General features: G+C 54.4%; 14 protein-coding genes. 7 read left to right on the forward strand and 7 right to left on the reverse strand.

Annotated features, from left to right (window positions below; genetic code table 11):
• Positions 1-66: 66 nt before the first annotated feature.
• Together moaC and ribA are read left to right on the forward strand one after the other, a co-directional pair.
• On the forward strand, positions 67-549 hold the full coding sequence (gene moaC / locus MWU62_RS16895) for a cyclic pyranopterin monophosphate synthase MoaC (protein WP_247115971.1): 483 nt from the start codon (positions 67-69) through the stop codon (positions 547-549).
• A gap of 63 nt (positions 550-612) precedes the next feature.
• Positions 613-1,227: a GTP cyclohydrolase II gene (gene ribA / locus MWU62_RS16900; RefSeq protein ID WP_247115972.1), complete on the forward strand. Its 615-nt coding sequence runs from the start codon at positions 613-615 to the stop codon at positions 1,225-1,227.
• 85 nt (positions 1,228-1,312) lie between these two features.
• Here the strand turns inward: ribA and dxs are convergent, their stop codons facing one another.
• The 4 genes from dxs to MWU62_RS16920 all read right to left on the reverse strand — a co-directional run bounded on the left by dxs (position 1,313) and on the right by MWU62_RS16920 (position 5,369).
• On the reverse strand, positions 1,313-3,262 hold the full coding sequence (gene dxs / locus MWU62_RS16905; RefSeq protein WP_247115973.1) for a 1-deoxy-D-xylulose-5-phosphate synthase: 1,950 nt from the start codon (positions 3,260-3,262) through the stop codon (positions 1,313-1,315).
• Between the two features lie 115 nt (positions 3,263-3,377).
• Complete coding sequence (gene ispA, locus MWU62_RS16910) at positions 3,378-4,274, reverse strand: (2E,6E)-farnesyl diphosphate synthase (protein WP_247115974.1); 897 nt, start codon at positions 4,272-4,274, stop codon at positions 3,378-3,380.
• On the reverse strand, positions 4,274-4,528 hold the full coding sequence (locus MWU62_RS16915; RefSeq protein WP_247115975.1) for an exodeoxyribonuclease VII small subunit: 255 nt from the start codon (positions 4,526-4,528) through the stop codon (positions 4,274-4,276). Before MWU62_RS16915 ends, ispA begins: the two co-directional genes overlap by 1 nt.
• Before the next feature lie 55 nt (positions 4,529-4,583).
• Positions 4,584-5,369, reverse strand: coding sequence for an NRDE family protein (locus tag MWU62_RS16920; RefSeq protein WP_247116045.1), 786 nt, complete (start codon positions 5,367-5,369; stop codon positions 4,584-4,586).
• A 98-nt stretch (positions 5,370-5,467) separates the two neighbouring features.
• On the opposite strand from MWU62_RS16920, the gene MWU62_RS16925 reads away from it, so the two are divergent.
• The 4 genes from MWU62_RS16925 (at position 5,468) to MWU62_RS16940 (ending at position 8,662) form a co-directional block, all read left to right on the forward strand.
• On the forward strand, positions 5,468-6,265 hold the full coding sequence (locus tag MWU62_RS16925) for a sulfite exporter TauE/SafE family protein (RefSeq protein WP_247115976.1): 798 nt from the start codon (positions 5,468-5,470) through the stop codon (positions 6,263-6,265).
• Positions 6,266-6,275: 10 nt separating this feature from the next.
• Positions 6,276-7,064: a prolipoprotein diacylglyceryl transferase gene (gene lgt, locus MWU62_RS16930; RefSeq protein WP_247115977.1), complete on the forward strand. Its 789-nt coding sequence runs from the start codon at positions 6,276-6,278 to the stop codon at positions 7,062-7,064.
• Complete coding sequence (locus tag MWU62_RS16935) at positions 7,061-7,900, forward strand: thymidylate synthase (RefSeq protein ID WP_247115978.1); 840 nt, start codon at positions 7,061-7,063, stop codon at positions 7,898-7,900. The genes lgt and MWU62_RS16935 overlap by 4 nt, the downstream gene beginning before the upstream one ends.
• 246 nt (positions 7,901-8,146) lie before the next feature.
• Positions 8,147-8,662, forward strand: coding sequence for a dihydrofolate reductase (locus MWU62_RS16940; protein ID WP_200367634.1), 516 nt, complete (start codon positions 8,147-8,149; stop codon positions 8,660-8,662).
• On the opposite strand, the gene MWU62_RS16945 is transcribed toward MWU62_RS16940, so the two are convergent.
• Complete coding sequence (locus tag MWU62_RS16945; protein WP_247115979.1) at positions 8,641-10,170, reverse strand: DEAD/DEAH box helicase; 1,530 nt, start codon at positions 10,168-10,170, stop codon at positions 8,641-8,643. The two genes, MWU62_RS16940 and MWU62_RS16945, sit on opposite strands and share 22 nt — an antisense overlap.
• Before the next feature lie 198 nt (positions 10,171-10,368).
• Here MWU62_RS16945 and MWU62_RS16950 point away from each other — a divergent pair, with 198 nt between their 5' ends.
• Positions 10,369-11,157: a thioesterase family protein gene (locus MWU62_RS16950; RefSeq protein ID WP_247115980.1), complete on the forward strand. Its 789-nt coding sequence runs from the start codon at positions 10,369-10,371 to the stop codon at positions 11,155-11,157.
• 32 nt (positions 11,158-11,189) lie between these two features.
• On the opposite strand, the gene MWU62_RS16955 is transcribed toward MWU62_RS16950, so the two are convergent.
• Both MWU62_RS16955 and MWU62_RS16960 read right to left on the reverse strand, forming a co-directional pair.
• Entirely contained in the window at positions 11,190-12,089 is a 900-nt protein-coding gene (locus MWU62_RS16955) for a haloalkane dehalogenase (RefSeq protein ID WP_247115981.1), read from the reverse strand.
• Positions 12,090-12,233: 144 nt separating this feature from the next.
• Positions 12,234-12,581 (reverse strand): hypothetical protein, encoded by a 348-nt coding sequence (locus tag MWU62_RS16960; protein WP_247115982.1) that lies wholly within the window; start codon positions 12,579-12,581, stop codon positions 12,234-12,236.
• Between the last annotated feature and the right edge of the window lie 43 nt (positions 12,582-12,624).

The raw sequence follows: 12,624 nt of genomic DNA on the forward strand, positions 1-12,624 counted from the left end.
CCGCTTGATCCTTTTTCATAAAGTAACGTATCAATAATTCATTGATTCTGATCCTCGGGAGACGCCGTGAGTAAATTAACCCATCTTGACGACAAGGGTGAAGCCCGCATGGTGGATGTTACGGAGAAAGCCGTAACGGAACGCGAGGCGCGCGCTGAAGCCACGATCCACATGGCAGAGGAAACTCTTAGGATGATCATAGATGGCGAGCACCCCAAGGGTGATGTGCTGGCCGTCGCTCGTATTGCCGGAATAATGGCGGCCAAGCGAACCCACGACCTGATTCCATTGTGCCATGCTTTGAACCTCACCTCGGTGAAGGTGGAGCTTACAGCGGGTGCAGACGGTGCGTCGGTGCATGTACTTACCCGCTGCAAACTTTCCGGGCAAACCGGTGTTGAAATGGAAGCTTTGACAGCGGCCAGTATTGCGGCATTGACGCTTTACGATATGTGCAAGGCCGTTGATAAGGGTATGGAGATTGGCAATGTGCGCCTGCTCGAGAAGAAAGGCGGTCGCAGCGGGCATTGGGTTGCCGGCGACCGCTGATGCCTGATGAGCGCGCCCGTGATAGAATACGCGCCCCGTTTTATTGAACCACGAGGAAAGACTGTGGCTGTTCGTTACATCGAGACCTGCCGGTTGCCGACCCCTTTCGGGGTGTTCGATATGCATGGCTTTGAGGAACCGGACACGGGAAAGGAGCATATTGCTCTAACTCTGGGGTCGTTGGACGGTGACGAACCCATGTTGGCCCGCACCCACTCCGAGTGCCTTACTGGCGACGCGCTTTATAGCATGCGTTGTGATTGTGGTTACCAGTTGGAAGAGGCTTTGCGCAGCATAGCCCGCGAAGGCCGTGGCATTTTGATGTATCTGCGTCAGGAAGGCCGGGGTATTGGACTGCTCAACAAAATCCGTGCCTACCACCTGCAAGATCAGGGGGCGGACACAGTTGAAGCCAACGAGCGCTTGGGGTTTGCTGCAGATTTGCGTGATTACAGCATGTGTAAGGATATGCTTGCGCATCTGGGAATCAAAAGCTTGCGCCTGATGACAAACAACCCTCGTAAGGTTAAAGCCTTGACTTCTTATGGCATCGAAATAACCGAGAGAGTGCCGCTGCATGTAGGCCGCAACCCGCACAATGAGCAATATCTCGATACCAAGCAGAGCAAGCTCGGGCACTGGTTAGAAACCCATCAGGATGATGACCCCCAGCGATAACCTCAGTCTTGAACGTGTATGCAGATATAAAAAAGCCCGCCTCAGGATTTGAACTGAGCGGGCTTTTTGCTTATGAGTCACTAGATTACGCTTGAGAGGCGCCATATTTGACAGCTTTCAGACGCTGGTGCTGCAGGCGTTCCATTCTGGCGTTGATAGCTGCGAATAGCCCCTGAGCATCTAGCCCGCAGTCTTTGAGTAACTCTTCGTGTTTGCCATGATCAATGAAGGTATCCGGCAACCCAAGTTGCAGTACGGGCATGGAAACTTCTTGTCTGTTCAGGAATTCCGTGACGGCGCTTCCTGCGCCACCTGCAACGGTGTTCTCTTCTAGCGTTACCAGCAGGTCGTGCTGTTCTGCGAGCTCCAGAACCAGTGCGTCGTCCAGAGGTTTAACGAAGCGCATGTCGGCTACCGTTGCCCCAAGCTTTTCAGCGGCTTCCAGCGCTGGTGTGAGCAAGGTGCCAAAATTGAGAATGGCGATGCCGCTGCCTTCACGAATCTTGCGCCCTTTGCCGATTGCCACTGGGGTCAGTTCTTTTTGAATGTCCGCACCCGGCCCGGTTCCACGTGGATAGCGCACCGCTGCGGGCCCTTCAAACATTAGGCCAGTATGAAGTAGTTGGCGGGTTTCATTTTCATCTGATGGCGTCATTAATACCATATTCGGGATGCAGCGCAGGTAACTGATATCGAAAGCGCCTGCGTGGGTGGGGCCGTCTTCGCCAACCAGTCCCGCTCGGTCGATAGCGAAAAGCACATCCAAGTTCTGGATGGCTACGTCGTGAATCAGCTGATCGTAACCGCGCTGTAAAAATGTCGAGTAGATAGCAACTACCGGCTTGGCTCCATCACATGCCATGCCCGCTGCAAGCGTCACGGCGTGCTGTTCCGCAATGGCTACATCGAAATAACGATCCGGGAAGCGCTCAGAAAATGCCAGCAAATCCGAGCCTTCGCACATGGCGGGGGTGATGCCACTCACACGATCATCCAGTTCAGCAGCGTCACACAACCACTGGCCGAATACGTTCGCGTACTTTTGCTTCGTCGCAACAGGCTTGACCGGCTCGGGCTTGCTGGCGGGTACAGGTTCAATCTTGTTGATGGCGTGGTAGCCAATGGGATCGGCTTCAGCCGGAGCGAATCCCTTGCCTTTTGTGGTCACCACATGGAGGAACTGAGGTCCGTCGAGTTCACGGATGTTTTCCAGCGTTTCAATGAGCAACGGCAGGTCGTGCCCATCAATGGGGCCAATGTAATTGAACCCCAGTTCTTCAAACAGGGTGCCCGGCACAATCATGCCTTTGAAGTGCTCTTCGGTTTTCTTTGCCAGCGCCATCAGCTGTGGTGCGCCCTGAAGAACCTTTTTGCTGCTATCGCGAACCTGATTGTAGGTGCGACTTGATAGCAGTTTGGCGAAATAATTGGACAGACCGCCAACATTGCGTGAAATCGACATGTCGTTATCGTTCAGAATGACTAGCATGTCTGCGCGCAAGTGACCTGCGTGGTTCAGTGCCTCAAAAGCCATTCCGGCTGTCATGGCGCCATCGCCGATAACAGCAATACTCTTGCGGCCAGTTTCCTGCTGCCGAGCGGCTATCGCCATGCCTAGAGCGGCACTAATAGAGGTGCTGGAGTGGCCCACGCCAAAGGTGTCGTACTCGCTTTCAGCGCGCTTGGGGAAGCCTGCCAGACCGTCTTTGCGACGAATGCTGCCCATGCGGTCACGACGGCCTGTGAGAATTTTATGCGGGTAAGCCTGATGGCCCACATCCCATACCAGACGGTCTTTCGGTGTATTGAAAACGTAGTGCAGCGCCACGGTGAGTTCGAGTACACCAAGTCCTGCCCCGAAATGACCACCAGTCTGCCCAACAGACCACAGCAAGAATGCCCGTAGTTCTCTGGCAAATTGAACAAGCTGGTCAGGCGGCACCTCCCGTAGTTGGGCGGGTACCTCAATCCGGTCTAGCAGCGGCGTATTAGGTCGCTGGGACGGGATTTCCTTGAATATATAAGTATCCTGCATTTAATCGGGTCTTTTCCGGAATGTTCGGTAACTGGCTGGCATTATAGGGGAACAGTGGCAGCTATTTCACACCCTGTGCCTTATGTTACGAAATTGTACTTGGCCAACAGAAGGCTTAATGGGTTCTTGCCACCACATAGTCCGCCATGGCTCTGAGAGGGTCGGCCTCCGGTCCGAAATCCTGCAAGCTCTCAAGCGCGCTGCTGAGCAATGATGAAAGGTGTTCCCGTGCGCCTGCCAACCCCAGAAGAGCGGGGTAGGTGGGCTTTGCACGGGCGATGTCTGAGCCTTGGGGTTTCCCTATGGTTTCTGTATCGCCTTCGATGTCCAGAAGGTCATCCTGAACTTGAAAAGCTAGACCAAGGGCCTTGGCATAAGCCGTCAGTGCATCCAGAGATTGTTTGGTGACCCCGGGTGCTGTCAGTGCGCCAATGCGAACGCTGGCTTCAATCAGCGCACCGGTTTTGTGTCTGTGCATACTCTCGAGCTGTGCCAGAGTCAGGTTTTTTCCTACCGACTCCAAGTCAATGGCCTGACCGCCAACCATACCACTGTGACCACTTGCGCGAGCCAACTCCCGAATCATTGCCAGACGCGCAGGCGCCTCTATTTCGGGAGCCTCCGCCAGCCATTCAAAGGCCAAAGCCTGCAGGGCATCACCCGCAAGAATCGCGGTGGCTTCATCAAAGGCGATATGGGCAGTGGGCCGCCCCCGGCGTAGTTCGTCGTTATCCATGGCTGGAAGATCGTCATGCACAAGTGAATAGGCATGGATCAGTTCGACCGCACAGGCGGGTACCAAAGCGGCGTCCATAGCTTGCCCCAAAGCGCTTGCAGCGGCCAAGCTTAGTGCAGGCCGAATTCGTTTCCCGCCGCCCAAAACACTGTATCGCATAGCTGCCTGAAGCCGCTCAGAGGTGGAGCCAGACGCAATACGGCGATCCAGCTCTGCATCCACACGGCTGCGACAGGTTTCCAGGTATTCCATGGTAGACAGAGTTCCGTTGTGCATCAGTCGGCGTCATCCGGAGAGAAGGGCCGGGTTTCAAGGCTGCCATCGTCGTTTTGTACCAGTTGTTCAACCCGCTGTTCGGCGCTTTTTAAGGCCTGCTGGCACGTGCGAGTTAGTTTTACACCGCGTTCGAAGGCCGTCAGGGACTGCTCAAGAGACAGCTCCCCCTGCTCAAGATTGCGAACCAGTGTTTCCAGCTCATCAAGGGACTTTTCAAAGTCGGCAATAGATGTAGCGTCTTGTTGACCGGCCATCGGTGGCCCTCCGATTGGGTGGACGAATTTTGTGGATTATATCAGAGGCTGAGCGCTATCGCTGCCAGTGGAACTCACGGTATTCCTCCGGCTGCCCTTCAGGCGCCCAGCTCTGTTCGGTAACATAAATCTCGCCGGAGTTCGATACGCTGACTATAGTCGTAGCGCGGGTGCCGTACTCGGTGCCGGTTATAAACGGTGATGAAAGAAAGCGCTCGGTGTCGCGGTGTACACCGGTGTTAGGGAGCAAGTGGTCTGGCGCTGGCGTAGTGTCTTGTAAGAGCCGGGTAAGGTCTTTGTGCAAAGCTTCTGCATTCTCCCAGTCGGACTTTACAGTGTGACCAACCGCTTCTCTCAAGCGCAGTAGTTTTGGCCAAGGCGTTTGGAGCAGGTGATTGCTCAGGCCATAGACCCCTCGGTAAATGCTACGTCCGGGGTGTGCGTCGCGGTTGCTGTAGTACCAGCCAGAGCACCAACCCTCGGTATTGCCGAGGCGAACAAGATTGAAACCTGCGTAGCGTGTGGAGGTAGCTGCCAGACTTTCTTGCAGCTGTTCCTCCGGTTCCGCGAGAGCCCGCAGTGGAAGCTCGCCACGACTGATATCGCCAGCTTCTGGTGAGCCTTCGCGAACGTTGGTAACCGCGCTTATTGAGCCTTCAGGGGACACCCCCAGCCAAGTGCCGCCGGATTTCAGATCCCTTCCAGAGAGCACCCGGTTACCCGCTTCGGTTGTCCACCAGTCTAACGGTGCTGTAGGTCGGCGAAAAAACTCATCTCTATTAGCGGCAACCACCAAAGGGAAACGGGCACTCTGGCCAAGAGAAAATGCAATTAGGCACATGGGAAGCTGCTCTCTGAAGGCAATGGGCATTCGTTAATGCTGAAATTGTTGCTCATGTGTATCATACCAGCCTTGTTTTCCCGGATGTGTGAGAGTTTATGTCCCTGTTAGCCGTATTTGCCATCTATATGGTGCTCGGTGCGTTCGCCGGCACACTTGCAGGCCTTTTCGGGATTGGTGGTGGTCTTATTATTGTGCCGGTGCTGATTTTCAGTTTCGGGGCTCAGGGCTTTAGTCTGGAAATTGCGGCACACATGGCCGTTGGAACCTCGCTTGCGACCATCGTGTTCACCTCCCTCAGCTCCATTCGCTCGCACCACGGTCACGGGGCTATTCGCTGGGATGTATTTCGGCCAATGGCTTTTGGCATTATAGCGGGCGCGCTTATAGGGGCCTGGACAGCGGCGCTGTTAAGCGGAGCCATGCTGGAACTTATTATCGGTGTGTTTGTCATTCTCGTCGGGCTGAAAATGCTGTTCGAGGTAAACCCTTCGCCTGGCAGAAATGTTGCAGGTAAAGCAGGCCTTGCAGGGGCCGGTGCAGGCATTGGATGGGCCTCAGCTATTTTCGGGATAGGCGGCGGAACGCTTACAGTGCCCTATTTGAGCTGGAGCAATGTTCGCATGCAGCAGGCGGTAGGCACCTCCGCAGCCTGCGGGTTGCCGATTGCGGTTGCGGGTGCTGTGGGCAATGTCTGGACAGGGTGGAGCGAACCAGCCCTGCCTGAATATAGCTTTGGTTATATCTATTTACCGGCATTGATCGGGATTATTCTTACCAGCGTGCTGTTTGCACGTGTTGGAGCGAATTTGGCCCACCGGCTTAACGCCAAAGTTTTGAAACGCGTGTTTGCCATCCTGCTTCTGCTGGTTGGCCTTCGTTTTTTACTGAGCTAAGAGGTTATTGATGCTTCAGCATCCACAGATAGATCCGGTTGCCATCGCTATAGGTCCCTTAAAAATTCACTGGTACGGGCTTACCTATCTAGTCGGTTTTCTCGCGGGCTGGTGGCTGGGCAGGCTGCGCACACGTAAGCCTTGGGCTCCAATCACTGAAGAGCAAATGGGCGACCTTTTGTTTTACCTTGCCCTTGGGGTCATTCTTGGCGGCCGCTTCGGTTATGTGATCTTCTACAACTTCGACAGCTTTCTGGCCGACCCCCTATGGCTACTGCGGGTATGGGAGGGCGGCATGTCCTTCCACGGCGGCTTACTAGGGGTTATGTTTGCCATGTGGTGGTACGGTCGCAAAGTTGGAACCGGCTTCTGGCGCCTCGCTGACTTTGTTGCACCTCTGGTGCCCGTTGGTCTTGGGGCGGGGCGAATTGGCAATTTCATCAACGGCGAACTCTGGGGCAAACCTACGGATGTGCCCTGGGGCATGGTGTTTCGCCAAGCGCCTGACGCCTTAGCTCGCCACCCATCTCAGCTCTACCAGTTTGCACTCGAGGGCGTGGTGTTTTTCATTATCCTCTGGTGGTTCTCATCCAAACCACGCCCCAAAATGGCAGTGTCTGGCCTGTTCTTGATTTGCTACGGAATCTTCCGTTTTATGGTGGAGTTCGTGCGCCAACCTGACGCTCAGTTGGGCTATTTGGCATTCGACTGGCTCACCATGGGGCAGGTGCTTTCCTTCCCGATGATTTTGGCTGGCGTGGCTCTGATGTCCATTGCTTACCGGAGAAACGCAGAATGAAAGCCTATCTTGATCTTATGCGCGATGTGGTCGATAACGGTTACGACAAAGGCGATCGCACCGGCGTTGGTACGCGCTCAGTTTTCGGACGCCAGATTCGTTTTAACCTCCAGGATGGTTTTCCGCTGGTAACCACCAAAAAGGTGCACCTGCGCAGCATAATCTATGAACTGCTCTGGTTCCTGAAAGGCTCCACAGACAACAACTGGCTGAAAGAACGTAAAGTCTCCATCTGGAACGAGTGGGCGTTGGAAAACGGCGACCTCGGCCCCATTTACGGCAAACAGTGGCGCAGCTGGGAGTGCCCGGATGGCCGGGTAGTGGATCAGATTAGCGCAGTCATCGACCAGATTCGCAACAAACCAAATTCCCGACGTCTGATCGTGTCTGCGTGGAACCCGGCAGAGCTTCCGGATGAATCGATTGGTCCTCAGGAAAATGCTGAGAAAGGCCTTATGGCGTTGGCTCCTTGCCATTGCCTGTTCCAGTTCTACGTGCTCGACGGCAAGCTCTCCTGCCAGCTTTACCAACGCAGTGCCGACCTGTTTCTGGGGGTGCCGTTCAATATTGCATCCTATGCGCTCCTGACCCACATGATCGCTCAACAATGTGATCTGGGCGTTGGTGAGTTCGTTCATACCTTTGGTGACTGTCACCTGTATCAAAACCATCTGACAGACAACATTGTATTTGAGCAACTAAAACGCGAGCCAAAGGCGCTCCCTAAGCTAGTTATTAAGCGTAAGCCGAACTCAATCTTTGCCTATGAACTGGAAGATTTCGAGTTTGAAGGCTACGACCCTTACCCCGGCATAAAAGCTCCTATAGCAATATAAAACCGGCAGGATTAATCCAAAGCTCGATCGCAAGGGTGCGGGAAGGGCTGTCCAAAAATGTGCCGAGCCATGGGTGGAGTGCGAAGCACTTCACGGGCAAGCCATGGAAGGCTTGCCCCGGACCTTTAGCGCGACGCAGGAGCAGTAAGCGCTAAAGGGCGGAGCCAAGCGTACACGGACGTATTCACAGCGTTTTTTGGACAGCTCTTCCCGCACCCTTGCCGCCACTCAACTCTGAGGAACATTATGCGCAAGGCACTCATAGTAGCCATGTCCCGAAACCGCGTTATTGGTAAAAATAACAATCTGCCTTGGTATTTGCCGGGCGACCTGAAGTACTTCAAGCAAGCCACCATGGGCAAGCCCATCATCATGGGCCGTAAAACCTGGGACTCTATAGGCAGACCGCTGCCCGGCCGAATGAACGTAGTTATTTCGAGAAACGCAGACCGGGAAGCACCCGCAGGAACCACGAGCGCAAAATCACTGGACGAAGCCCTGATAAAAGCCGAAGCACAGGCCGAGTTGGACGGTATCGATGAGGTAATGATAATCGGGGGAGGGCAAATCTACACAGAAGCGCTACCCATGGTAGACCGCATCTATATTACGCAGGTGCACGCCGAAGTGGATGGCGATGCGTATTTTCCTGAAGTGAACTGGGATGAGTGGGAAGAAATCGGACGGGAGGATTTCTCCGCGTCCGATAATAACCCTTACGACTACAGCTTTGTCGTCTATCAGCGCTTGGCGTCTGACTGACGAGGAGGCCGCTTGCCCGCAGGCTTGCCGCCTTTGCCAGGTGGCTTGCCACGAGCACCAGCGCCACCAGGGCCGCCGCGGCCTTTGTAGCCACCTTTTGGCGGCCCCTTGCGAAACTCTCCTGAACGACCGCCACCCTTACGGTCACGGCGTGCGGGTGCAGACGCAGAGACTACCGGCAGCGCCTCTGGCTGCTCCAGCGGCAACGAACCAGGCTGCATAGCTTCCATCCAGCAGGCCAAAGCGCCCGCTACCATGGCAATGTCCATTTCGTTGCGCTCGGCGATTTCATCCAGCAAAGCCATGGATTTTGCGAGCTTTTTATCCTCGGCAAAGCCCAGTAGTTGGCTCTCGAACTGCTCTTCGCGCATTTTCTTCAGTTCAACCGGCGAAGGCAGCTCATAAGCCACCATGGGCGAGTTGGTGGCACGCTCAAGAGTGCGCAGCCAGCTCCGCTCACGGGGAGTTACCAGCAAAATCGCCTTGCCAGTACGCCCGGCGCGCCCTGTGCGGCCAACCCGGTGGATATAGGCTTCCGTATCGTAGGGCACATCATAGTTGATAACGTGAGTGATTCTGGGAACGTCCAAACCACGGGCGGCTACATCGGTAGCGACAATGATGTCTTTCTTACCGCGTTTCAGGTCTTCAACCGTCTGTTCGCGCTGGCGCTGGTTCAGGTCGCCATTCAACGGCGCCACTGCGTGCCCGCGGGCACTGAGCTTTTCAGCCAAAAGCGTGGTTTCTGCTTTAGTCCGTACAAAGATAATCGCAGCCTCAATAGGCTCGACTTCAAGAATACGAGTTAGTGCATCCAGCTTACGCTCTGCATACACGGGAAGAACAAACTGGGAAATGCGCTCTACGGTACGAGTTTCACTTTCGATTTTCACTTCAACCGCATCGCTAAGATAAGTCTGGGCGACCTTCTTAATTTGCGGTGGCATAGTGGCGGAGAACAGTGCGCGCTGACAGTTTTCCGGTGTCTTGGCAAGAATGGCTTCTACATCATCAATGAAGCCCATGCGCAGCATTTCATCGGCTTCATCGAGAACCACGGCTTTTAGATTGCCCAGTCTCAAGGTGCCTTTGCGAAGATGGTCGAGCATACGGCCAGGCGTACCGACAATAACCTGTGCACCGCGTTTGAGACCTTTAATTTGAGGATAAAAATCCTGACCGCCGTAAATCGGCAACACGTGAAAGTTGCGGTATTTAGCGGCGTAAGAAGTAAAGGCTTCTGCAACCTGAATGGCCAGCTCCCTTGTGGGGGCCAAAACCAGAATTTGAGGTTCGCTTATTGAGGCATCAATTCGGCTTAGCAGCGGTAATGCGAAGGCAGCGGTTTTACCCGTGCCGGTCTGGGCAACGCCCAGTAAGTGTTTGCCAGCGAGCAGTGCGGGCATGCACTGGGCCTGGATGGGCGTTGGGGTTTCGTAACCAATAGCGGATACAGCTTCAAGTACGGCTGGATCCAGCCCCAGTTCGGCAAAGGACAATTCAGACATTGATTTACTCGGTATTCGGGAGGTAGAGCATTGCCGGGCAATGCATTATGTGGCGATATTATAACCGCTTTTTGCCGGATTTAATACGTAAAATCTTTGGCAACCTGTAGGTAGTTGCCGGGGCGCTGTCATTGCATTGCAATCGCGTTTTGGGCAGTCTTTAGACCTCCACCGATAGGTTGCTAACAGGAAAGCACTATGACCTTTGATGAATTGATGACTGCTGGCCGTGCCAGCAATGAGTTGGTGATGCCTGCAACTTGGTCGCAGGGGCGCGCAACCTTCGGCGGTCTGGCAACCGGCTTGCTATTTGACCGAATGGAGCGAGCGGTAGCCGATAGTAGGCCTATGCGGTCCATGAATGTCTCATTTGTGGCGCCGGTAGAAGCGGGTGTGCCAGCCTTATTTGAAGTGCAAATTCTGCGCGAAGGTAGGTCCGTGAGCCAAGTCGAGGGCCGGATTATCCAGAACGGAGAGCCCCGATTGATCTGTATTGGTGCCTTTGCGGGTGACAGGGAGTCCATAGTACAGGTTGACGGAGAACCCGCTCCCGATGCAAAACCGGTGGATCAATGCCAGAGCTTGCCATTTATTGAAGGTGTAACCCCCGGTTTCATAGGTTATATAGAAATGCGTTGGGCCTACGGTAGCATGCCATTTACCGGTGGGAGCGGTCGGGAAATGGGGGGCTGGATGCGGTTCCGGGAAGTGCCAAAAACACTTGCCGATGCCCACATAGTGGCGCTGGTCGACGCTTGGCCTGCGCCTGTTCTGCAGCACTTTAAATCTGCTGTGCCAGCCAGTTCATTGTCCTGGGCTTTGGATATCATTCACCCGAGACCAGTTTTGAAGGCCGACGATTGGCTGTTGTACAAGGCGAGCATTGAACAGGCGGGAGATGGCTACTGCCATTTCAACGCCCGGGTATGGACCCCGCGCGGAGAGTTGTTGGCAGTCAGCCGCCAGACGGTCACAGTCTTTGGTTAAATGGCGCTGTTTCTCTATGGCTAAATGGCGGCTCAGGCCGCTATTTCAGCTTTGAGTGCGTCGATAATGATGCGCGCAAAGTCCTCTGGAGAGTCTTCCTGTAGAAAATGCCCGCCGCGCAAGGTGATGTGAGGCTGCCCGAGTGCGCCGGGAATGCGGCGCTGCATGTATCGGTCTCCGCCACGGGTTATAGGGTCGCCGCTGCTAAAACAGGTAATAAAGGGCTTGCGCCATTTTTCCAGAACTTTCCAGGCGGCTTTATTTGCGCTGCTTGACGGATCTTCAGGTGATATGGGCACCAGCTTAGGGAATGCGCGCGCACCGGCTTTGTACTCGGTGGAAGGGAAGGGCGCTTCGTAGGCTGCTAATTCGTATTTGTTCAGCGTGCGTTCAGTGCCTAGCTGTACAATCCTGCTAACCGGAAACCATGGGCTGTGAGTAGCAAAGGCTTTCCATACGCTGAATGTTGCAGGCGCACGCACTTCACCTGTCGGTAGCATGCCGTTGCCAACAATGATGCGCTGGAACCGGTCCGGTAGCTCAGTCGCAAGCCTTAATCCGAGTAGTGAACCCCAGTTTTGGCAGACCAGAGTGATATTCCGAAGATCCAGAGCTTCGAGCCAGTGGGTGAGCCATGCCAGATGGCGATCGTAACTGTAGTCGTTTACGGATGCAGGCTTGTCTGATTTGCCAAAACCCACCAGATCTGGCGCCAATACGCGGTGGCCTGCCGAAGCAACGATTGGGATCATGTGGCGGTAAAGGTATGACCAGGATGGCTCTCCATGCAGCATAAGAACGGCCGATGCGCCAGTTGGGCCCTCATCAACATAGTGCATTCGGAGGCCGGGCTCGACATCCAGATAATGGGGAGTAAACGGGTAATCCGGAAGGTCTGCGAAGCGGTCTTCGTCGGTTCTCAGAATACGCATGCCATCGACTGTCCTAACTGATTGGTTGCGTGATTGCTGCGGGTTCTCTCTTTCGAAGCCGGTGCAACAATCTTCAACCAATAGGATAAATCAGTTCGAAGGCTGGTGTGTTTGAGTTGCGTAACAGAGCGTTGCTGCTTTGAATCAGGAATCGTTCGGGTCGACTATCGGCCGCCGGTTCGAGCGCTTATCTTCCCAGCTTAGATCTTTGGGGTCGTACCATCCTATGGCGTTGAGCACTTTTTCACGGGTTGCGGCAGAAAGGGTTGGCCAGAGCTCTTGGAAATCATCCAGTCCCTGATCGCGCATCCTTTGTTGCTTACTCTGAAGGCGGCTAATAATTCGCGGCAGTTGCAAGGCCTCCCCCAGTTGGCCCGGCACCAGCACTTCTTGACCCAAAACTTTTTTTCGATGGGTTCTGGCTGCCAAAACCCGACGCAACTCCGCAGCGGCCTCCAGAGCAGTTTCCGTGTTAAAAGTTTCCAGTTCCAATGCCGTGACCTGTTTAATAGTTAATCAACAACTTTTCACTATA

Origin of the sequence: Marinobacter sp. S6332 (assembly GCF_023016045.1) — a bacterium.
Lineage (GTDB): Bacteria > Pseudomonadota > Gammaproteobacteria > Pseudomonadales > Oleiphilaceae > Marinobacter.